Annotated in this window: 22 protein-coding genes; 10 read left to right on the top strand and 12 right to left on the bottom strand. The window is 42.2% G+C overall.

Translation table 11 applies throughout. The features are described from left to right. Positions 1 to 48: 48 nt before the first annotated feature. Positions 49 to 618, bottom strand: coding sequence for a GNAT family protein (locus MHH52_RS06145; protein ID WP_340009513.1), 570 nt, complete (start codon positions 616 to 618; stop codon positions 49 to 51). A 313-nt stretch (positions 619 to 931) separates the two neighbouring features. On the opposite strand from MHH52_RS06145, the gene MHH52_RS06140 reads away from it, so the two are divergent. Then, positions 932 to 2,143: a sugar efflux transporter gene (locus MHH52_RS06140; RefSeq protein WP_340007315.1), complete on the top strand. Its 1,212-nt coding sequence runs from the start codon at positions 932 to 934 to the stop codon at positions 2,141 to 2,143. Positions 2,144 to 2,172: 29 nt separating this feature from the next. On the opposite strand, the gene MHH52_RS06135 is transcribed toward MHH52_RS06140, so the two are convergent. Continuing rightward, positions 2,173 to 2,964 (bottom strand): MBL fold metallo-hydrolase, encoded by a 792-nt coding sequence (locus MHH52_RS06135; protein WP_340007314.1) that lies wholly within the window; start codon positions 2,962 to 2,964, stop codon positions 2,173 to 2,175. Positions 2,965 to 3,195: 231 nt separating this feature from the next. Between MHH52_RS06135 and MHH52_RS06130 the strand changes: the two genes are divergently transcribed. The 3 genes from MHH52_RS06130 (at position 3,196) to MHH52_RS06120 (ending at position 5,864) form a co-directional block, all read left to right on the top strand. Then, positions 3,196 to 3,549, top strand: a complete 354-nt coding sequence (locus tag MHH52_RS06130; protein ID WP_340007312.1) for a hypothetical protein — start codon at positions 3,196 to 3,198, stop codon at positions 3,547 to 3,549. 1,096 nt (positions 3,550 to 4,645) lie between these two features. Next, positions 4,646 to 5,086: a GNAT family N-acetyltransferase gene (locus MHH52_RS06125; RefSeq protein ID WP_340007311.1), complete on the top strand. Its 441-nt coding sequence runs from the start codon at positions 4,646 to 4,648 to the stop codon at positions 5,084 to 5,086. 322 nt (positions 5,087 to 5,408) lie between these two features. Continuing rightward, positions 5,409 to 5,864 carry a GNAT family N-acetyltransferase gene (locus MHH52_RS06120; protein WP_340007309.1) on the top strand — a complete coding sequence of 152 codons (456 nt, stop codon included), beginning with the start codon at positions 5,409 to 5,411 and terminating at the stop codon, positions 5,862 to 5,864. A 331-nt stretch (positions 5,865 to 6,195) separates the two neighbouring features. On the opposite strand, the gene MHH52_RS06115 is transcribed toward MHH52_RS06120, so the two are convergent. Then, positions 6,196 to 6,318 carry a hypothetical protein gene (locus tag MHH52_RS06115; protein WP_340007308.1) on the bottom strand — a complete coding sequence of 41 codons (123 nt, stop codon included), beginning with the start codon at positions 6,316 to 6,318 and terminating at the stop codon, positions 6,196 to 6,198. Between the two features lie 140 nt (positions 6,319 to 6,458). Here MHH52_RS06115 and MHH52_RS06110 point away from each other — a divergent pair, with 140 nt between their 5' ends. From MHH52_RS06110 to MHH52_RS06100, 3 genes are all read left to right on the top strand, one after another. Further along, positions 6,459 to 6,812, top strand: a complete 354-nt coding sequence (locus tag MHH52_RS06110) for a hypothetical protein (RefSeq protein ID WP_340003705.1) — start codon at positions 6,459 to 6,461, stop codon at positions 6,810 to 6,812. 721 nt (positions 6,813 to 7,533) lie between these two features. Further along, positions 7,534 to 8,271, top strand: a complete 738-nt coding sequence (pyrH, locus tag MHH52_RS06105; protein ID WP_340007306.1) for a UMP kinase — start codon at positions 7,534 to 7,536, stop codon at positions 8,269 to 8,271. Between the two features lie 619 nt (positions 8,272 to 8,890). Further along, positions 8,891 to 9,361 (top strand): GNAT family N-acetyltransferase, encoded by a 471-nt coding sequence (locus MHH52_RS06100; protein ID WP_340007304.1) that lies wholly within the window; start codon positions 8,891 to 8,893, stop codon positions 9,359 to 9,361. A gap of 205 nt (positions 9,362 to 9,566) precedes the next feature. On the opposite strand, the gene MHH52_RS06095 is transcribed toward MHH52_RS06100, so the two are convergent. The 4 genes from MHH52_RS06095 to cysT all read right to left on the bottom strand — a co-directional run bounded on the left by MHH52_RS06095 (position 9,567) and on the right by cysT (position 13,527). Next, complete coding sequence (locus tag MHH52_RS06095) at positions 9,567 to 10,634, bottom strand: sulfate ABC transporter substrate-binding protein (RefSeq protein WP_340007302.1); 1,068 nt, start codon at positions 10,632 to 10,634, stop codon at positions 9,567 to 9,569. A 217-nt stretch (positions 10,635 to 10,851) separates the two neighbouring features. Beyond that, the gene (gene cysA / locus MHH52_RS06090) at positions 10,852 to 11,916 is read right to left on the bottom strand and encodes a sulfate ABC transporter ATP-binding protein (RefSeq protein WP_340007300.1); all 1,065 of its coding nucleotides are present in this window, start codon (positions 11,914 to 11,916) and stop codon (positions 10,852 to 10,854) included. A 1-nt stretch (position 11,917) separates the two neighbouring features. Continuing rightward, the gene (locus MHH52_RS06085) at positions 11,918 to 12,715 is read right to left on the bottom strand and encodes a sulfate ABC transporter permease subunit (RefSeq protein ID WP_340007298.1); all 798 of its coding nucleotides are present in this window, start codon (positions 12,713 to 12,715) and stop codon (positions 11,918 to 11,920) included. Further along, positions 12,712 to 13,527, bottom strand: a complete 816-nt coding sequence (gene cysT / locus MHH52_RS06080; protein WP_340007296.1) for a sulfate ABC transporter permease subunit CysT — start codon at positions 13,525 to 13,527, stop codon at positions 12,712 to 12,714. The genes MHH52_RS06085 and cysT overlap by 4 nt, the downstream gene beginning before the upstream one ends. Before the next feature lie 340 nt (positions 13,528 to 13,867). Between cysT and MHH52_RS06075 the strand changes: the two genes are divergently transcribed. Beyond that, positions 13,868 to 14,617 (top strand): M15 family metallopeptidase, encoded by a 750-nt coding sequence (locus tag MHH52_RS06075; RefSeq protein ID WP_340007295.1) that lies wholly within the window; start codon positions 13,868 to 13,870, stop codon positions 14,615 to 14,617. 185 nt (positions 14,618 to 14,802) lie between these two features. Here the strand turns inward: MHH52_RS06075 and MHH52_RS06070 are convergent, their stop codons facing one another. The 3 genes from MHH52_RS06070 to MHH52_RS06060 all read right to left on the bottom strand — a co-directional run bounded on the left by MHH52_RS06070 (position 14,803) and on the right by MHH52_RS06060 (position 17,509). After that, the gene (locus tag MHH52_RS06070) at positions 14,803 to 15,384 is read right to left on the bottom strand and encodes a TetR/AcrR family transcriptional regulator (RefSeq protein ID WP_340007293.1); all 582 of its coding nucleotides are present in this window, start codon (positions 15,382 to 15,384) and stop codon (positions 14,803 to 14,805) included. 4 nt (positions 15,385 to 15,388) lie between these two features. Further along, entirely contained in the window at positions 15,389 to 16,021 is a 633-nt protein-coding gene (locus tag MHH52_RS06065) for a YigZ family protein (RefSeq protein ID WP_313637554.1), read from the bottom strand. A 132-nt stretch (positions 16,022 to 16,153) separates the two neighbouring features. After that, positions 16,154 to 17,509 (bottom strand): glucose-6-phosphate isomerase, encoded by a 1,356-nt coding sequence (locus MHH52_RS06060; protein WP_313637548.1) that lies wholly within the window; start codon positions 17,507 to 17,509, stop codon positions 16,154 to 16,156. 234 nt (positions 17,510 to 17,743) lie between these two features. On the opposite strand from MHH52_RS06060, the gene MHH52_RS06055 reads away from it, so the two are divergent. Then, positions 17,744 to 18,643: an NAD(P)-dependent oxidoreductase gene (locus MHH52_RS06055; RefSeq protein WP_340007290.1), complete on the top strand. Its 900-nt coding sequence runs from the start codon at positions 17,744 to 17,746 to the stop codon at positions 18,641 to 18,643. 181 nt (positions 18,644 to 18,824) lie between these two features. On the opposite strand, the gene MHH52_RS06050 is transcribed toward MHH52_RS06055, so the two are convergent. After that, positions 18,825 to 19,142 (bottom strand): pyrimidine/purine nucleoside phosphorylase, encoded by a 318-nt coding sequence (locus MHH52_RS06050; RefSeq protein ID WP_340007288.1) that lies wholly within the window; start codon positions 19,140 to 19,142, stop codon positions 18,825 to 18,827. Between the two features lie 33 nt (positions 19,143 to 19,175). Next, positions 19,176 to 21,218, bottom strand: coding sequence for a transketolase (gene tkt / locus MHH52_RS06045; protein ID WP_340007286.1), 2,043 nt, complete (start codon positions 21,216 to 21,218; stop codon positions 19,176 to 19,178). 302 nt (positions 21,219 to 21,520) lie between these two features. Between tkt and MHH52_RS06040 the strand changes: the two genes are divergently transcribed. Then, positions 21,521 to 22,153 carry a hypothetical protein gene (locus MHH52_RS06040; RefSeq protein ID WP_340007284.1) on the top strand — a complete coding sequence of 211 codons (633 nt, stop codon included), beginning with the start codon at positions 21,521 to 21,523 and terminating at the stop codon, positions 22,151 to 22,153. The last annotated feature ends 44 nt before the right edge of the window (positions 22,154 to 22,197 follow it).

The raw sequence follows: 22,197 nt of genomic DNA, 5'->3' as shown, positions 1-22,197 counted from the left end.
TTAATCTTGAGAAAACACCTTTCTGCTTCAAAAAATCAGCCCTCTCCCCTAAAATTCCACGCCTTTAACCTTAGCAAATAGCTTGCTGTCATGCATTTCCCCATCTAGTCCAAGGCGCTCTCTGCGTAAGATGCCCTCTAGTGTATACCCTGCGCGTTCAGCAACTGCAGCACTTTTGATATTTCGTGCACTACACCGAATCTCGATGCGATTGGCTTCTAATTCCCTTATAGCAAAATCGGTGATTCCATTCACCGCTTCGGTCATATAACCATTGCCCGCGCAGGAGCTTCGGATCCAATACCCAATTTCAAAATTTCGTAGTTCCCAGTTAATACGATGTAGGCCACTGCAACCGATAAAACTCCCCGTAGCCTTATTAAAAATTCGCATATGCAGCTGATTACGTTTTAAAAAATCCAGTCTGGCCTCACGTGTGAATTTCTCGGATTCATCCAAAGTCGGAAACGTTTGAGCAAAAGGCATCCAAGGTTTCAATTCCTCTAAACTCTCACCTATAGCCATATTCATACTTACTCCATCCCCCCACAAAGGGGCGCGAATGTGCAGACGCTCGGTCTCAAAGCTCTCAGGAAATTCAATCAGGATCGGATCCATAGGATTAGCCACTCGGTACTCCCCTTCCTATCGTTGATAATTATTCTATATTTGTAAATATAATACGGTAATCCTTTCTGATTATAAAGTATAAACATGCTTCTGAATACCGAATGCAATAGATATCACAAAAGGGACATCAAAAGGCTGAGATTTGCCCGAATGATGTCCCCCTTATAACATAGAAAAGTCACAGTTTAAGCCAAATCGTTGAGGTTTCTAGATAAATCGCATATATATTGTTGTTGTCTTTTTCATGTATACTATAACCAGTTTGACTATCTTAACAAATATAGAGGAGTAACTTCACAACATGATTAAAAGACTTACTGCACTATTTTCAATTCCCTCTTATGCCTTACTCTTTTTATGTATGTTACTGCAGGGAATGGGGATTTCACTCAGCGCACCCTTCTTATCCATTTATTTCACGGAACAGCTTGGCGTATCTGTCGGGATGTTTGGTATTTTTCTAGCCACCACATTAATTGCTGGGATATGGATCAGTACGCTAATCGGAAGACGCTCTGACCTCGGCTTGAATCGAAAAAACATTTACCTTGTTGCCACGCTCTGTAATGCTCTGGCTTATAGCGGTTACTTGCTCATTCAGGACTTTACGATCTTGTTCATCTACATGATTGTGTTCACCGCCCTCGGTGCACCAGGGATGCCTCAATTGTTCGCCATTGCTAGAGAAGCAGTGAATAAGAGCGATTTTACGGATACTGCATTTGCTAATTCTACCTTGCGTTCTGCTTTCTCTCTCGGCTTTATTACTGGTCCTTTAATCGGTACCCTGCTAATCGCTGCTGTTGGGTTTAAGGGGATTTTCTCGGGTACGATCGGAGTGTTCCTGCTTGTTGCCTTACTGGTTTTCCTATTTCTCAAATCAAATACAGAACTGAAAACCAGTAATACTGAAGTAAAAGTAAAAACTTTCCGGCTCAGTCAGAACCGTAATATTCTGCTGCCTTTTCTGATTCTGATACTCATGTATGTAGCTCACTGGACGAGCAGCATCAATACTGCTCTTTTTATTACAAACAATCTAGGGGGAACGACAAGCGATGTCGGTCTAGTCAGCAGTATTTGTGCTGCGCTGGAAATTCCATTTATGATTATGCTCGGTCTACTCAGTGCAAAGTACAGTAACCGAATCTTGATGATGTGTGGGGCTATTTTAGGTGGCGCTTATTATCTCGTTGTCATTCTCTCAGGTGAGATGTGGCAAATGCTTGCAGCCCAAATTCTGCTCGCCGTTTTCGTTGCCGTTATTTCAGCAATTGGCATTAGCTACATCCAGGATCTGCTTCCAAGCATGCCTGGGTATGCATCCACACTCTACTCTAATTCATCCACGATTGGTAGACTGATTGGTAGTCTTGTTGGTGGGGGATTAGCCAGTATTGTAGGTTACCGGTATTCATTTATACTCTGTTTTATACTCATCATTATTTCCTTATTCATGCTTGCGGTAAGCGGACGTCACCCCATACATGAACCAGAAAAATTAACTGTTTAATCCTTTTATTTCTTCTTGCCCATTCTCTTCTAAAGTGAAGAGAATGGGTTTTTGTATAGTGGAATTCTCATACCTGTCTGTGCCAGTGTAACATTCTCCGGCAAAATATATGATTTTCTCATATCCACATCATGTGACATATGCGTATATACTGCTTTTTTAGGCTTAACAATTTGCAGCAGCTCCGCAGCCTCAGTCATATCGTACACAGAGCGTGTGGATAGCTCCGCCGCTTCGTAATAAAAGCTTGTACCAAGGACCAGCAAGTCGGCTCCATGCATCCGTCGAGTCTCCTCAGCTCCAAGAGATATGGAATCAGGACAATACACCCATATGTAGTCCTCCTTCTCCAGCCGAAAAGAGTACGAGTATCCATTCTTGCCATGATTTACTTTCCAGGTATCTATCTTCCAGCCGTCTAATTCCATTCCTTCATCACAGGGAATCATATCGATATGATTTCGTAACCAAGGGTATTGCCGTTCGATAATGGGGATGACTTCTGCTGGAGTGTAAAGTTCTCCCTTAATGCCCGTCCATCGACAAGCATCCGCCCATTCTGGCAGCCCACCAATATGATCAAAATGAGCGTGCGTCACCAATAGCCTGCGCATATTCCGTACTCCCTGCGCCTCCATCTGACGTCGCCAGTCTGGCCCACAATCAATCACTAGAAAGTCACTGCCATTATCTATAAGTACAGAGGAGCGCAGTCGAATGTTACTCCCCAGTTCTCTTGCCTCTTTGCAGGTCTCGCAGCTGCAATATACCCGTGGAACACCCATGGCATCCCCAGTACCCAAAAACACCAACGTATCCATACGCTATCTCTCCTTCAGTTCCCATCAAGGAAGTCTTAAATTATCATATGTCTATCTTAAAGATGCTCATCAAAAAAAGCCATCCCTTGAGCAGAAGACCTGCTGGTATGACTCTCTTTATACTGTCTGAAGAAAATAAAGTTGTAGACTGTCGAGGGCATTAAACGGGCAGGATAGTTGAGTTAATATAGAGAAAATAAGGATATCTAAACTAAGTGTTGAGGTGAGAAAATGGGCAAAGTCAAACTCCTTGAAGAGATGAAGCAAGATATGTTGCGTGAAATTCAGATTGCCGTTAAGGAAATTAGATTGGATGAATCTGATGAAGTATGTTATATCTCTCTTCTTGGAACCGATTACGAACCCGTACTTGGATTAATCACTCTTGGTATTAAATCATATCGAGACAAGATGATAAAAGAAGAGCACCCGCAAGAGCTTTTGTATCTGTGGAATTCTGGAGAGATGCCTGTTGAATATCAAGTAGGGCTTGAAAAAGTACTCCCTTCTTTTCAAGAGAAACAGGAGAAATTTGTGGAACTAATAGAAGACAATGAGCGGGAAGATTATTGGAAGGCTTGTTAAGATGTTCGTTTTGAAGTTGCGTATCAATTAAACTTATTAGATTGGAGTAGGATTTTGCCAGTCACAACTGATTTTGTTTTATATTCAGATTGGGAAGCAATTGACGTTGAGAATGGCGACTTAGAAAGAAGTATTCCAAAGGAAAAGCTTATAATCCTTAAGGAATTTGGACTGGCTTGATATTTTCTACTTCGCTTATTCTACATGTATGGCTCCCATGAGTGCTTCCCAAAAGGGAGCGACAATCTGTGATGCACCGTGGTCGTTGGAGTCAGACTAACGGATGGGCTCTAAGGCACCATAGCTTATCGACCTTCTTCGCCAGCCATAGTAGCAGTATAGACTGATTTTCCCATTTTCATCATCTGTGGTGCAGCGCTTGCGCTGCATGTGTGGCTAACGGGATACATTGGTGGATGTTGAACGAAGTTGGAATACTGAAGTTGACTCTAAATTATTGTGGGAACTGACTACACTTGGGGTTTTGATTTCAAGGAAGGCATTAAATACTTAATATACATTAGTGAAGTGGATGGCGAATCAAGCAGTAGTCCGTGCAGTTCTACAATTGTAATGAATAACCTTAACCAAGCAACCGAACTATTCGGTGAAGGATTTCGACTACATAGAATACAAAATGTGGTTTATGTTTGAGCAGGATATTGATTTGTATATCGTAATTGCAATAGTACTAGTGGTGATTTCAGTCTTTTTCATGAGAGTAAGAAAGAAAAAGGGCTAAGTGTAATCATACTGCACTAATGGGGAAAGTTAGTCTAGAGAACCTGGGAGCAGTTTGTCGTTAAGCTAAAGGGCAGTTTAATGGGATTTCAAGGTCATTAAGGAAGGTAAATATATAGTGATAACTAATATAGTAATAAACCTTGTATGAGATGGAGATGCACTATGTGCGTCGAGACATTCGTCACGCTGCTGTCGGTGGTGATGTTTTCGTATAATCCTTTTTTACCATGTTAGTTCATACCAAGTGTTGTATTGTTATGTTATGAATAGGAGGAGAGTTGAACACTGTTTTGATAACGGAAAGCAATTAAGGGTATCCAGCGGATGGCTACCTTTAAGAAGGGAAGTATCTGTGCAAATAGAATCGATCATTTATAGCAATAAGTTGTGGCAAATCGTTGCTGAGTATGCGCAGGAATGTTCTTGGAGAGCAGGAACCACTTTAGCGAAACAAATGAAAGAATGCCATTTTTCAGACTGGGAAAGAGTTTTTACAGCACTTGATGGTGATCACATTGCTGGTTATTGTGCTTTAGCAAAAACTGACTGCATACCTGGTATTCCCTATACACCTTATATAGAGTTTGTTTTTGTGGGAGAGCAGTACAGAGGCAATCGATTAAGCGAAAAGTTGATTTTATCTGCCTCGGCATACGCGAAGGGACTGGGTTTTGATAAAGTATACCTTGTCAGTGACCATGTTAATTTGTACGAAAAATATGGCTTCGTGAAGATAGATGAGAAAGAAGCACCTTGGGGAGCAATGGAGACCATTTTTATGCAACTGACGTAACGTGCTGCCATCAGCAAAGGATGGCTCTAAACCTTGCCGTTACAGACAGCGTATCGAACCGTATCACAAAGTAAACCAGGGCATTAAGCGAACGGGCAGAATAGTTGAACAAGTAAACAAATTTATTTTTAGAAGGAATATAATAGGGAAAATGGTATAATTAAAATGTCTAAAATTCATTGATATAATTTTAGGCAATAGTTGTTAGAGGAGGCGTTCATTATGAAAGATAAAAGAATTTATATTATTAATGACTACAAGGGGATAACAACTAATTAACAAAGTTGTTTAGTGTTTCCCCGAATTTTGAAAGGGGAAAATTATGATTAAAGAAAATGTGAAAATCGTAGAATTAAATGCAGAAAACTGGTACGACTGTTGTGAATTAGAGGTATCAACAGAACAAAAAGAATACATGGAACCCAATGCCATATCAATAGCTCAGTCAAAGTTTGAGCCTACTTTAAAGCCATACGCTATTTATTTTAAAGAGAAAGTGGTTGGTTTTTTAATGTACAATACTGTTCAAGAAGAACTTGATGGTTATTGGGTATATAGAATAATGGTGGATAAGGAATTCCAAGGCAAGGGTATAGGTAAAACTGCAACTAAGTTAATGATTTCAGAGATGGCTAAATTACCGAATTCAAAAAAAATTGTTGTAGGTTATCATCCTGAAAATTTGGGAGCACATAATTTATACTCGAGTTTAGGATTTATTGATAATGATGATAGGTTCGGTAAGGAAATGGCAGTTATAAAAAATATAACCGAGTGACAGTTTGATAGAATATTTCAAAAGGACCATTCTTTGGTCCTTTCTTATTGTGCTCCCATGAAAATAGAATCAGCTCAAAACCTGAAAAAGAGCATAATAAAGAAGACCCAGAATAACACTTTTTAAAAAAGGCTGAGCCTTATATGTTCTTTAATAAAGTTAGATAGAGCGAAAATAACAAACTTCCTTCCACAACCAATAAAGGCTAGGCTGGTGCAAAAACCAGAGTAGGATTAATCTCCCATGAGTGCTTCCCAAAAGGGAGCGACAATCTGTGATGCACCGGGGTCGTTGGAGTCAGACTAACGGATGGGCTCTAAGGCACCATAGCTTATCGACCTTCTTCGCCAGCCATAGTAGCAGTATAGACTGATTTTCCCATTTTCATCATCTGTGGTGCAGCGCTTGCGCTGCATGTGTGGCTAACGGGCAGGATAATGTAATATTCCATCATGCAACCGGCGAAATATTCGGTTTCATGTTCAGTTCTTGGGTAAATTAGCTCAATAAATTCTATAAATAAGATTATCTATGGTATAATATGTAAATATATTTTAAAAATACTAAAGCGTTATGAAATGGTGGACTAAACGAATGGAACGTACAATTCAATTAATGGAAACCCATTTAAATATCGATCTTGGAAATTCGCCCTTTTTAAAATTAGATAAAGGGTTGCAAATTCCATACTCTTCGATTAAGGGGATAACAACAGGTAGACCCATACCAAATGCTTTCAAGCTTTATGGTGCTTCTTTTGGAGGAAAAAGAAATGGATTATTTAGATTCAATGGAGGTTATCATCTCTACTTTTTTAATAATGAGGTTGATACCCTTCATTTTGACTTGAATAATTTTCTTGTTGGTAAATTTAAAATATCAAAGTTAATCATTGATGTTAAAAACCCTGAAGAAATAAGTAAAACTATCTCCGAAAGATTGACGTGATAGTTCAATACCGAAAGGTCTACCGCACTGGCTTTTCTCAACTCCCATGAAAATTAAATCCGCGAAAAACCTCAAAAAGACAATAATAAATTAGACCTAGCCGAATGATTTTTAAAAAAGGCTGAGCCTGAGAATAGTTATGAAATTAAAGTACCAAAGACCTTTCATAGCTGAAAATAAAAAATGAGGCTGGTGCAGCAACCAGAATAGGATTAATCTCCCATGAGTGCTTCCCAAAAGGGAGCGACAATCTGTGATGCACCGTGGTCGTTGGAGTCAGACTAACGGATGGGCTCTAAGGCACCATAGTTGATCGACCTTCCTCTCCCAGCCATAGTAGCAGTATTAACAGAGATGACCATTTTCATTATCTGTGGTGCAGGGCTTGCGCTGCATGAATGGCTAACGGGCAGAAGAGCGTAATAGAAGCTCGACTACCCACAACATATGCTGTAATAAGTAATATTGCGGTAGATAACACCAGCGTTGTGATATCCCTCGCAAAGCTGATATCCAGCCATTAATACCTGACAATCGGTTATTGCTTTTTACAGTCATTATGTATAAAATTAATTGATGGAAAATTTCTGGAGGAGGTGGGAATATGAGGACAAAACGGAGAAATTACAACCATTCCATTATATATTTCATATTCTCATTTCATTAGGACACTAAAGCATTCATTGCTTTAGTGTTTTTTATTTTTATGGGGGTGTAACATTTGACGAAGTACAAAAGAGTCCTTATTAAACTAAGTGGTGGAGCAGTCGCAGGAAATACTGAATTTGGTTTTGAGCCAGAAAGATTGGATTACATCGCTAATGAAATTATGTCAGTTGTGAACCTAGGTGTAGAGGTATCCTTAGTTATAGGTGGCGGAAATATATTCCGAGGAAATATGGCGGAAAGTTGGGGGATCGAAAGAGCAGAAGCTGACAACATTGGTACGCTTGCAACTGTTGTCAATAGCCTAATGCTTCGTGGAGTTCTGAAGGCCAAAACAAATAAAGAAGTTCGAGTAATGACAGCCATACCTATTACATCAGTTGCCGAGCCGTATATCAGACTAAGAGCAGTTCACCATTTGGAAAAGGGTTACATTGTAATCTTTGCAGGAGGAAACGGGCAGCCCTACGTAACAACTGACTATCCTTCGGTACAAAGGGCGATTGAAGTTAATTGTGAAGCACTATTAGTTGCGAAACAAGGTGTAGATGGTGTTCTCAATGCAGACCCAAAGTACGATAAAGATGCAAGGAAGTTCAAATCCCTTCATTACAATGATGTTTTACAACATGACTTAAAGGTAATGGATCAGTCGGCATTCATATTAGCCAGAGACTATAATCTGCCAATGTATGTATTCAACTTTGACAAACCTGGTTCCATGAAAGAAATTTGTGAAGGGAAAAATATCGGAACGATAATTAGCGGTGGATCAGTTCTGGAATTGGAATGAATAGAATTACTGTTACACAGGAAGAACAGATAGTGCTCCCTCTGTTTTCGTAAAAACTTGCCGTTTTAGACAGCGCGGTGAATCGTACTTTAGGCCATTGAGCTCCCATGAAAATAGAATCAGCTCAAAACCTGAAAAAGAGCATAATAAAGAAGACCCAGAATAACACTTTTTAAAAAAGGCTGAGCCTTATGTGTTCTTTAATAAAGTTAGATAGAGCGAAAATAACAAACTTCCTTCCACAACCAATAAAGGCTAGGCTGGTGCAAAAACCAGAGTAGGATTAATCTCCCATGAGTGCTTCCCAAAAGGGAGCGACAATCTGTGATGCACCGGGGTCGTTGGAGTCAGACTAACGGATGGGCTCTAAGGCACCATAGCTTATCGACCTTCTTCGCCAGCCATAGTAGCAGTATAGACTGATTTTCCCATTTTCATCATCTGTGGTGCAGCGCTTGCGCTGCATGTGTGGCTAACGGGGAACTTTAGTTGAATGATACACATTGGTGAGCAGGCGCAGCGGTAGCCTGCTTTTTTCATTGAAGTAACGAGCAGGCTACTGACATTGTTTCATGAATTAATTATATTTTGATTTTAATTTTACACGGGAGGGATATTAATGAATATAGAAATCATACCCCTTGATGAATCTCATATTCCTAATGTCAAAAATTTGATAGCAGGCTACTTAAATTCTTCTTCAAATGGAGTCGACGAATCAGATCCTTCACCAGAGCATCTAAAACAATGTGAACTAATCTTAAATAGGTTTATTAATGATGGCTCATCTAATTGTTATTTAGCTAAGCAGGGTCATGAATATATTGGGTTCATCATCCTTTCCAGGAGCTTCTCAATTAGCAAAGGCTTCCCAGTATTGCGTATAGAGGCTTTATATTCATCATCGAAGCATAGAAAGAAGGGTGTTGGAAGGAAACTAATGGAGCATGCCATTAATTTAGCTATTTCTGATAAAGCAACACGATTACAGATCGAAACAGATGATGATAATGCCCCTGCTCGTACTTTGTATAAACAACTTGGATTTAAATTAATACAAGGTAAGGGTGTATATATGTCATTTTTATAGAGGATGTAGTTTTGAACTCCCATGGAAGAACGCAATTACTTCTATAATCTGTGATGTCGCGTGTGCGACATGTATGGCTAACGGGAAACGTTAGCTCAATGAAACAGCGACAGCAAAGGACTTTATTTTCTCGTCCTTTGCTGTCGCTGTTTCAATTTCCAGGGTCAATCTAATACTTTATTTTCTGCTACTCATACACCTCTACCTATATTCCTGCAAGTACCTGATACCAAATTCCCCGCTTGGAATAAAGTGTGCTTCGCACCTCATCCCAGCCCCCTAAATAATTGATATCGAAAAGGCCCGCTGGATCAGGGTAATCACTTTTATACTCAGCGTACACTTGTTTATCTACAGGACGAAAGCCATACTTTGCAAAGACTTCTTGAGCCTGTGGAGTTATCAAGAAATCAACTAATGCTTCTGCTGCCTCGCGTGTCCCATGCTCATCCGCATACTTCTCAACGACAGCCGCCGGGTTCTCAATCAGAATTGTATTTTTAGGAATAATGACCTCATATTTTACACCTTGAGCAATCCGGGCTAGCAGTTCATTCTCATAGGTGACAATAACATCACCCACTCCATACTCGAAGGCAGCCATGGACGCACGTCCACTCTTATCCAGAGACTCCACATTGGCATGTACACTTTCTAAAAAAGCTTTTGCTGCTGCTGGATCCTTAACGCCCTCTTGCTCCTCTGACAGCTTCAGGCCAGCCCCATAGATCGCATTAATATCCCACTGCGCACCACCGGATGTTTTGGGATTTGGGTATAACACTTTAACCCCTGGCTTGGCTAGGTCCGCAAAATCGTGAATTCCTTTGGGATTTCCCTCACGGGTACCAAGAGCAACTACTGAACGTGTCACCATGCCTTGTTCACCCTGCTCTTTCCACGTTGGTGCTACGAGACCAGCCTTGACTAGCTTCTCGACATCCCCCTCCATGGCTAGCAGTGTAACATCTGCTTCGAACCCACCCACAATTGCACGTGCCTGTGTTCCGGAAGCTTCATAAGACTGCTGAAAACTAATCTCCTGTCCAGTATCTGCTTTCCACTGCGCTGCAAATAACGGCAAAATATCTTCCATCGCATCTTTAGCCACACTATATGCGCCAATGACCAATGTGACATCCCCTTGCTTCGAAGGATCTGCCATCGTCGTAACTGCCTTCTCATTCCCGCAACCGACTGCTGCCAGTGTGAGTATGGCCAGCATTAGGGCAGCAAAACATCCGTGCAGTTGTCTGCTCCTTTTGAAATTCATTGCGGCCCACATCCTTCGAGAGGTATGAAGTTTAAACATCAGGTGATGAGAATGTGACTTTCGTGAAATGTTTGGGCTTCCGATCGCTGTTATGCTCTAATTTCTTGATTGAACCTTATTACGGTTGAAATTAGAGCATAAAGGCGAACGCTCCGCTTCTCCAGCTCCAAACTTTCCCTTCGCCACACTATCACCAGAAGTTTAAACTTAAATTTTATTAAATAAAAATCGGCATCGGATCTTCTTTCAGGTTGTTCTCCTGAATCCAGCTTCGCTCATCGTTAAACAGGTAGGCGCGGTGCACAAGGACTGAGATGTCCTGTCCCGGCTGCAAGGTTTCCTTTTCCAAGGAACGGTAAGTGACTAGTTTATGACCATTAACTTCAACCTCAACGAGCCATTCGCTTCCACGGAAATGCAGATGCTTTACGACGCCTTTTTCCGTAGCTGAAGCCATCTTGAACTCATTCAGGTTACCAACTTCAATATATTCAGGGCGAATCAGTGCTTTGGTAGGCTTACCGTCTCCAGCGCCTTTAAAACCTTTCACCTCAGATGCATCTTCAATCAGTGTCGACTCCCCGATAAAAGTTGCCACGAACGGTGTTTTAGGCTCCTTATAAATATCCCATGGTGTACCCTTTTGTTCCAACCGTCCTTGGTTGATAATCATAATCTCATCTGCTACTTCTATCGCTTCGTCTTGGTCATGTGTTACGAAGATCGAGGTGATACCAACACGCTCAATCAGTTCACGTAGCCAAGCGCGCAGCTCCTGACGGATCTTCGCATCAATAGCTGCGAACGGTTCATCTAAAAGCAGTAGCTGTGGTTCAGGTGCGAGAGCACGAGCAAAGGCTACACGCTGACGTTGTCCACCTGATAGCTGATGCGGATAACGCTTCTCGAAGCCTTTTAACCCCGTAAGCTCCACCAGTTCCATAACACGGTCACGAATAGCAGATTTACTGACCTTTTTAACTTTTAATCCAAAAGCAATATTATCAAAAACAGTCATGTGCTTAAATAATGCATAGTTCTGAAAGACAAAGCCGATCCCGCGCTCCTGAGGAGGAAGATTGTTAACCGTATGACCATGAAAAATAATCTCGCCACTATCCGGTGACTCCAGCCCCGCAAGCATACGAAGAATCGAAGTTTTACCGCCACCACTCGGGCCGAGTAGTCCTATCAGATGACCTTTTGTAATGGTGAAATTGACGTCCTTGACCGCATGAAAATCTCCAAAATGCTTATTTAATCCCCGCACTTCAACATGCATATTACTGCACTTCCTTTCTTCTCTTGGTCCATTCCATCAACAACAGTAGACCTGCGGAAAATGCAGCCAGAACTAGCGCTATTCCTCCAGCAGCCGTTACATTAAAATTCTCCACATCCTGATAGACTAGCGTCGTCGCCGTCTGGGTTTTGTTCATAATGTTACCCGAGACCACGAGCACCGCACCGAACTCTCCTAGTGAACGAGCCACCGTAAGGATGACCCCATATACAACCGCCCAACGAATCGAAGGCCAAGTCACCTTCCAAAAAATTGTCCAACCACGAGCGCCCAGTGTAGAAGCAGCTTCCTCCTGCTGTGAACCAATCTCCTGTAGCACCGGCATCACCTCACGCACCATTAAAGGAAAGGTTACGAACAAGGTGGCAATGATCATTCCTGGAATCGCATAGACAATTTTTAATCCGATTCCTTCAAAAATCGCACCCAAAGTACTGTCGGGACCCAGCAGCAGGACAATCATCAGCCCTCCAATAACAGGGGACACAGCATAAGGCAAATCAACAATACTGTTAAGCAAGCCCTTTAAACGCCTATTTATCCAGTTCGCCCGAACAAGATATAGCGCCATCATAATTCCGAACAACGTATTTAATAACGTAACTACTATCACAACAAGCCCAGTCATCATAAGCGCATGCAGCGCTTCAGGCCTAGTCAGAGCATTCCAGAAACCACCAAATCCTTCACTAAAAGCACCTATAGCCATTTTCCCTAATGGTGCAGCGATTAGCAGAAAAAACACCAAGTAAGTGAGTCCGATCCACAATTTTCTCATGAGCGTCTCCCCCGCATCTGTAGCATATTAATGAGCCAAAGAATGAGAAAAGATAAGGTCAAGAGAATGACAGAAACCGCTGCTGCGGAAACCGGATTATCACTTTCAACTTCACCAAAAATAAAAACAGAAGATACGAGTGTACGACCTGGAATATTGCCTGCTACGAGGACTACAGCGCCGAATTCAGCAAGTGCCCGCGAGAAAGCAAGCATTCCACCGCTGATCATCCCAGGAGCCATAGAGGGGAGAATAACATGCCAGAAGACTCTAGTTCCCTTGGCACCCATTGTATATGCCGCTTCCTCTTCGGAAGGATCAAGTTCCTCCAACAAGGGCTGAACCGCTCGAATTACGAAAGGAAAGGTTACGAAGACCATAGCAATAACGATAGCTGGTTGATGAAAAACAATTTCAAAACCAAGCGCTTCTGCAGCCTTGCCGATAAGACTACCAGGTCCGAGCAAGAGCAAAATCATCAAACCACCAACTGCCGTCGGCAGCGCAAATGGTAAATCCACAAGACTGTTAAGCAATGCTTTACCAATGAATTGATAACGAATAAGAACCCAGGCAATCATTGTTCCTAAAAAGACATTAATTAAAGTAGCGATGATCGCCAGCTTTAAGGTTAACAGCACCGACTTCCAGGCTATCGGGTCGCTTATGCTTTCCACAAAATTGCCGAAACCCAATGAAAAAGAGTTGTAATAGACCCCAAGTATAGGCAGTACGATCAATACTACAAAATAGAGCAAAATTGTAGTTCGGAAACCCCAAGTCCAACCTTCGTGTCTAAGCAGCGAATTCAATGATTTTGCCCTCCCACCTCCGGATAACCGGTCGGTATACTAACCAACGCCTCCATTAATTATTCCTATTTACATACTTGGTTTTATATTATTACTACTTTACCAAATCCTTCTCGTTGTCGTCAATTACTTTCAAACGAAATAAAACATTTACATCAGTATTCTATGGAAAAATTCTAAGAAATCACAAAGACGGGTTATCTCAAGTGAGGCAAGCCCTTTTTCACTCCGCAAATCTACTTTCTAGGTTTGTTGTATTTTGTCGTATGATAGAATAAAAAATAGAGTAGAATCCTAGATTCAATTCTTAGACAACTTAGAGTGAAATGAGGACGGTCCAATGAAAAAATCTATCTTTGTAAGTATCATGGCAACATCAGTAATTACATGTTCATCCTTAGCGTTACTGCAAAATAATGATGGACAAGCCCATGCTGCAGCAGTGCAACATACATCAACGGCAGCTGCTAACTTTATGAACACTTATGGGCAAATCCAGGTTGTTGCTAATCCAAAGAGTCAAACGGTACTTGTAAACAAATCTTATAAGCTTCCCGCAGGTTATGTCCCATCAGATCTCGTCTTTCCAAATGTACCCTTTACATTTACAGAGAAAATAGACAAACGAAAGATGCGCAAGGAAGCTGCTGGTGCCCTAGAGAAGTTATTTCTCGGAGCAAAAAAGGACGGAGTTTATCTTGCAGGTGTGTCTGGTTATCGCTCGGAGTCCCGGCAAAAGACGCTGTATAACAATTATGTTAAACGTGATGGTATAAAAGCTGCTGATACATATAGTGCCAGACCAGGGCACAGCGAGCATCAGACGGGACTTACAATCGATGTCGCAGGTAGTACAGGCAAATGTGCGGCACAGAGCTGCTTTGCGGGGACCAAAGAAGCGAAATGGCTGGCTAAGAATGTAAATAAATATGGATTTGTAATTCGCTATCCAGAGGGTAAAGATTCTATTACTGGATATAAATATGAGCCATGGCATTTACGCTATGTGGGTACCCAGGTTGCAAGTATTGTGGCTAAGAAGGGGATCACCTTGGAGGAATACTTTGGTGATAAAGTAGCCACTAAATAAAACACACTTTATTGAGAAGAAAAAAAGACCCAACAGGTTCTAGCTCAGCTTCCTACCACTGAGCTAGAACCTGTTGGGTCAAATTGATCCTATGAAGAACAAAAAGGATAGTAGGGAACGAATCTCGAGGTAACGCTATACCAATGCACAGCTTTAAAGTGAAAACTCATAAAAAAAACAGCATGCTATAGGCTGCGACATAAAACCTTTATATGAGCTGATGCTGCCTCTTTTACATCCTCAAATGATATTTTATCTTGGATATAATAAGATATAAATCCGTGAGCAGATAAGAACAAGGTTAGCGGCACGTTCTGCCAATCCTCGGACACATATCCCTCTTCCTTCATATGACGGCGCACAATACTTGAGAATAAATCAAAACATCGTCCCTGCTCTGCTCTACAATAAGCTAGCAGCTCTTCATCACGAATCATGAACATAATTTCATATTGATAGGGGTGATCTATTCCAAACCTGATAAACTCCATAATCAGCTGCTCTACGCGAGTCATACCCTCTTCAGGAGGCTGATTCATTACTTGGCTCAGCAGAGCAGCCACATGATTAAAATCCTCGACAACGATGGCGTAGAATAACTCTGCCTTCTCTTTGAAATGATAATAGAGAGAGCCGTGGCTGTACCCCAAATGCTGACCGATGCTTCGCATTGAAATCGCTCGGTACCCTTTGGTAATAAACAGATGCCTCGCGGCCTCTAATATTCTTTCCCTCGACAACTCCTGCTCCACTGCTCTCCTTGCCATATTCCTAATCCCCTTCGCTGTAGTAAATCCGCCGCCCTTCTGTTACCAAGGCTTGCCCTTGGGTTAGATCAGTTATCCATGCCATGAATGCGTCTCCCTCATCATTTCGCGGCAAACATAACAACGTTACTTTGTCGGTAAACAAAGTCTCGCCGGTCTGAATACCCCTTCTCCGAAGTTCGTTCTCAACCTTGCCTAGCCAAGTGTAATCAATCTCTACGAATACCTCTCGTCTTAGTACACGGGTGATTACTTCTCCTGCTTCAAGCGCAAGCACTGCTCCATCCGTATAAGCTCTAATCAGCCCTCCGGCACCCAGCATAATGCCTCCGAAATAACGGGTAACAACGATAGCGACATTTTTAACTCCCTGGTTGCGGATTACTTCTAAAATCGGTTTGCCGGCTGTTCCACTCGGCTCCCCGTCGTCCGATTGCCTCTGGATTTCGTCTCTCTCCCCAATCACATAAGCAGAACAGTTATGCGTTGCGTTCCAATGTTTTTTCTTGATGTCCTCGATAAACAACAATGCTTCTTCTTCATTCTCAACCGGCATAACATGACCAATGAAGCGAGATTTGCGGATTACGACTTCCTTGGAACCGGAAGAGCGCACCGTTCGATATTGTTCTAACATAATTATTCCAGTCCTTATATACATATGATGTCTTTATATAATGTCAGGAGCAGCCCCCGGTATTGGATTACCTATGGACTGCTCCTGGTGACTTACACTAGTATGGATGTTCTCTAAAATACTTCTGCAATACTATTCTGTAAGTCTTGCTTCCAGCTCTGCCTTTTCTTTTTCGTAACCCGGTTTGCCAAGTAGCGCAAACATATTCTTCTTGTAAGCTTCTACGCCTGGTTGGTCAAATGGGTTAACACCGAGCAGGTAACCGCTGATGCCGCAAGCTTTTTCAAAGAAGTAAACCAGATAACCAAATGTGTATGGTGTTTGATCAGGAATAGTAACGATAAGGTTAGGTACTTGACCATCTGTATGCGCGAGCATTGTACCTTGGAAAGCCTTCTTATTCACGAAATCCATAGTCTTTCCTGTTAAGAAGTTCAAGCCATCCAGATCATCTGGATCGTTCTCAATGGTCACATGATGAGCCACTTGATCTACTTGGATTACCGTTTCAAAGATATTACGGTTACCTTCTTGGATAAATTGACCCATGGAGTGTAGGTCCGTGGAGAAATCAACGGAAGAAGGATAAATTCCTTTGAAATCCTTACCTTCGCTCTCGCCAAACAATTGTTTCCACCACTCCGATACAAAGTGTAAGGACGGCTCATAGTTAACGAGGATTTCAGTTGTCTTACCTTTGCGATAAAGAGCATTACGAACTGCAGCATATTGATAAGCTTGGTTAGTAGCTACATCTGGATTGTTGAACTCATCCGCAGCGGCAGCAGCACCTTGCATCATCTCTTCAATGTTAATACCTGCTACAGCGATTGGAAGCAAGCCTACAGGTGTCAATACAGAATAACGTCCGCCTACATCGTCTGGAATGATGAAGGATTCATAACCTTCTTCAGTAGCCAATTTCTTAAGGGCGCCTTTTTCCTTGTCTGTAGTAGCATAAATACGTTTACGAGCTTCTTCCTTGCCGTATTTCTTCTCCAGAGCAGCGCGGAAAATGCGGAAAGCAATGGCTGGCTCAGTAGTAGTTCCTGATTTGGAGATTACGTTCACAGAGAAGTCTTTGCCTTCTACTAGATCAAGCAAATGCGTGATGTATGTAGAACTAATGTTATTACCCGCAAAATAAACTTCTGGAGTTTTGCGCTTATCTTTAGAAAGGTTATTGTAAAAAGAATGCGAGAGCGCTTCAATGGCTGCGCGTGCTCCCAGATAAGAACCACCAATACCAATTACAATCAGTACTTCGGAATCGCTCTGGATCTTCTTTGCAGCTTGCTGAATGCGAGCGAATTCTTCCTTATCATATGCTGATGGAAGATCAATCCATCCAAGGTAGTCGGAACCTGCACCAGTCTTATTATGCAACTGTTCGTGTGCTAGCTTAACTGGGGCGGCAAGGTTGTCAATTTCTTGTTGGTTGAAGAATGAAAGTGCTTTGGTGTAGTCAAAATTAATCTTCTTAGACATCGGTAATGGTAACCTCCTGATTATCTCTTTAAATTTGAAACCGCTTGTTACAACTTTATAATTAGGATACTTTAATTTGTCTTGACTGGCAAGGTCTTCGGGCACATCCCGAGCTTTAGAACCAAGTTTTCGAAAGTTTCATGGAAGCGTTTTCCGCATCAATAGGCATGGCTGAGCTGTGGTGCTAGCCTATGTGCCATGATAGAATAAAGAAAACGGAAGGTGGCTATACAAATGAAACAAATCGGATTTATCGGTCTCGGAACGATGGGAGCACCAATGGCTTCCAACTTGCTACGCGGCGGCTTTCAAGTGACGGTGTACAACCGTACGGCAGCTAAATGTAAGCCTCTTGAAGCAGAAGGTGCCCAGACTGCCCTTACGCCAAGTGCTGCGGCTGAAGGTAAGGATGTTATTATTACCATGATCAGTAATGATGATTCGGTTCGTGAAGTGTTCTATGGTCAGGATGGTATTCTCGACGCTCTTAAGCCAGGCGGCCTGATTATTGATTCCAGCACGATTTCTCCGGGACTAGTTCATGAAATTGCCACTGCTGTAGAAGCTCGCGGTGGACATTTCCTAGACGCACCAGTAACTGGCAGCAAACCGGCAGCTATAGAAGGCACCTTGGTGTTCATGGTCGGCGGCAGCGCTGAAGTCATAGAACAAAATCGCGATATCTTCGATACTTTGGGTAAAAAGCTGATACATATGGGTGAGAACGGCAGCGGCGCTGTAGCCAAGCTGGCCCATAATGCTATGGTCGGCATTCACAACGTTGCCCTAGCTGAAGGGTTCGCTATTGCTGTAAAATCAGGTGTTCCTGCTGACAAGTTCCTGGAACTGGTGCAGCTTGGTTCTGCGGGTAGCAAACAGGCTGAGCTTAAAGGCCGTAAAATCATAGAAAATGATTTCAGCAATCAGTTCTCTCTTGCGTTAATGTTAAAGGATCTGAAGTTGGCCTCTGCACACAGCGATTCCACAGGCGTTCCTTCTCCTATGCTGGGATTAGCCAAAAGCATGTTTCAAGCCGGGTTTACCCAAGGCTACGGCGATGAAGACCTCTCTGCTGTAGTGAAATGCTATGAAGAGTGGATCGGACAAAAGATGGGTTCAACTGTATCCGAATAAACTTATGACCGTTTCCCACATGGTTTTCAATGTGAGAGGCGGTCTTTTTTAACAAATTAATTACTTATACAGTCAAAATATACGAACGTTTGTTTCTATTCATAATACTGAAATATCGTTTGAAGTGCAAGAAAAAAAAGAGAAAGCCCTGCTTTTCAGCAGAGCTTCCTTTAATTATGTTTTATAGAACTGGGTAAGAACAGCAATAATCAGTTACACCGAATACTTCCAACGCAAATTTCGAGTTACCAGGAACATTGAACGTCTCCGCTCCCTTAATCTCCTGCCATACTTCACTGCCAGGTAGCAGCACTTTAAGATCACCGGACAGAATTTCCATAATTTCAGGACCATCCGTACCAAATTCATACACGCCAGGCAACATGATGCCAAGTGTGACCTTAGTTCCATCCTGCAAAATTACCATACGGCTGGTTACTTGTCCGCCATAATATACATTGGCTGCTTTTTCAATCGTTGCGTTGTTAAACTGACTCATTACTTGTTCTCCCCCTAATGATTATTCAGTTAATTACAGAAGTGCTTTCACACGGCTAACTACGTTCTCAACAGTAAAGCCGTATTCTTTCATTACTCTGTCGCCAGGCGCGGAAGCTCCGAAAGTAGTGATGCCGAGGATATCGCCTTGGTCTCCAGTGTAACGTTCCCATCCAAAGGTTTGTGCCATTTCGATAGCAAGACGAGCCTTAACTCCTGGAAGAATTACGGAATCACGGTATTCCTTATCTTGTTTTTCGAACAGATCCCAGCTTGGCAAGCTGATTACACGAACATCGATACCTTCTTCAGCCAAAGCAGCTTGTGCTTTAACAGCCAACTGTACTTCAGAACCAGTTGCGATAAGTTGTGCTTGTGGAGTTCCGTTCTTGGAATCGGAGACAACATAACCACCGCGTTTGATGTTTTCACGAACGCCATCTACTGTTCCAGCGAGAATTGGCAAGTTTTGACGAGTCAGAACCAAAGCAACCGGATTCTCTTTGTTTTCCATAGCATAAGCCCATGCTGCAGAAGTTTCGTTGGCATCAGCCGGACGAATAACAGTTAGACCTGGCATGATACGCAGGGAAGCCAATTGTTCGATTGGTTCATGCGTAGGACCATCTTCACCAACAGCAATACTGTCATGCGTCAGTACATAGGTTACTGGCAATTTCATGATCGAAGCCAAACGAATTGCTGGACGCAAGTAGTCTGTGAACACGAAGAATGTTCCTCCGAATACTTTAAGACCCGTGTGCAGTGCAATACCGTTCATTGCAGCAGCCATACCAAACTCACGTACGCCGAAATAAATGTTGCGGCCATCATAAGATTCTGGTGTGAACGATGTCAAACCATTCAAATGCGTCATAGTGGAGCTTTCCAAGTCAGCGGAACCGCCCACAAGCTGAGGAACGCCAGCAGTCAGACCGTTAAGCGCACTACCGGAAGCGACACGAGTCGATACGGCTTTATCTTCAGTAGTGTAAGTTGGAAGGTTAGCATCCCAGCCTTCTGGAAGATCGCCGTTGATTACTGTTTCGAACTGTGCAGCAAGCTCTGGATATGCTTTTTTGTAAGCTGCGAATTTGTCATCCCAAGCTTTGTTAGCTGCGATTCCGTTATTCTTCACTTCTGCAAAATGAGCACGAACTTCGTCAGGTACATAGAAATCTTCTTCGTATACCCATTTGTAGAAATCTTTGGTCAGCTTAGCTTCTTCAGCGCCAAGTGGGGAACCGTGAGTACCGCCATGGCCGCCTTTACCTTGTTTGTTAGGGCTACCGTAACCAATTACGGTTTTTACTTCGATCAAAGTCGGTCTGCTAGTGTCAGCTTGCGCTTCAGCAATAGCTTTTTCCAGAGCCGGAAGATCATTTCCGTCTTCTACGCGCAGAACTTGCCAACCATAAGCATCAAAACGTTGAGCCACGTTCTCGGAGAAAGAAAGGTTCAATTTACCATCAAGGGAAATATCATTTGAATCGTATAGAACAACCAATTTGCCCAGTTTCAAATGACCAGCGAGTGAAGCGGACTCGGAAGAGATCCCTTCCATTAGGTCACCATCACCACAAATAGCGTAAGTATAGTGGTCAATCACTTTATGTTCATCTTTGTTGTAGGTAGCGCTGAGTTGAGCTTCAGCCATAGCCATACCAACAGCCATACCAATACCTTGTCCAAGTGGACCTGTTGTAGCATCAACACCAGCGGTGTGACCTACTTCTGGGTGACCCGGAGTCAAGCTGCCCCATTGACGGAAATTTTTCAATTCTTCCATAGGCAGATCATAACCACTAAGGTGCAGCAAGCTGTACAGAAGCATAGAACCATGTCCTGCAGACAATACAAAACGGTCACGGTTTACCCATGTTGGATGATCAGGGTTGTGTTTCATTGTTTTTGCAAACAATTGGTAGCCCATTGGTGCAGAACCCATTGGCATACCTGGGTGGCCGGAGTTTGCTTTTTCAATGGCGTCAATCGCCAAAGTACGAATCGTTGTAATGGACAGGTTATCTACAGTTGAGTTTTCTTCCTTTTGAATCGCTTGTTCTTGTTCACTCATTTAATAGTTCCTCCTCTGAAATCTCAAGAATGTCATTTTGACTCTTATTGTATCATTAGTGTGGAAGCAATTCCAATTGTTTTTAAAAACTCTTTATTTGAACAGCTTATGTTTTGCAATATCGACGTATTTATATACATAAAAGAACTATGAGACAAGCCAAAGTTGCACTAGTCTATGGTCTAGTTTTCAATTACGACTAAAGTTTGTTTTACAATGCTCAAATATACAGTAAGATGGAGTTAGTTAAGCATAATTTTCATTCATTACCCAATATTTCCTAGTGGAAAGGAACTTTGAACATGAGTTCGAATAAGGACATCTTTATTGTGCTTACCGGTACAGGTACGGCCTTTAGTGGTTTTATAAAGTGGTTTACAAAAGCCGATCTGAATCATGCTTCGATCGCCTTTGACTGTGAACTGCGGGAGGTATACAGCTTCGGAAGAAAAAAAATGCACAATCCTTTCGTGGCAGGTCTAATTCAGGAGAATTTTATTGACCCTTTCTATAGCAGTGCGAATTGTTCTATCTATCAGTTGCGTGTAAGCGCGACGGAATACGATATCATGTATAATCACGTCCAAGGGATGATGCAAAATCAGGAACGATATAAATATCATCTTTTAGGGCTAATCGGTGTGCTTCTGAATATTAAAATCAATAGAGAAAATGCTTATTTTTGTTCCCATTTCGTTGCCTCTTTATTTGAAGAAACCGCAGTTCAGCCGGTGAAAAAGCCTTCCTGCTTCGTTACACCGGAAGATTTCGCTCTTTCACTCTGTGCTCATAAAATTTTTAGTGGCAAGCTATCCTATTATGTACGTAGAGCTCAAAGAAATTCTGCACGTTCATCAGCCTTACCTTTACATACTACTTCGGTTGCAGCACGAATGATGCGAATGAATGAAGACCGAACTGAAGGGGTCGTATAAAAGGTTCTATGTTTGTGAAAAAGGGCTAAGCGGATTACAATTCC

The sequence above is a fragment of the Paenibacillus sp. FSL K6-0276 genome (genome assembly GCF_037977235.1).
GTDB lineage: Bacteria > Bacillota > Bacilli > Paenibacillales > Paenibacillaceae > Paenibacillus_AQ.
Note: the sequence above shows the minus strand (reverse complement) of the source record. Positions and strands in the feature narration are given on the sequence as shown.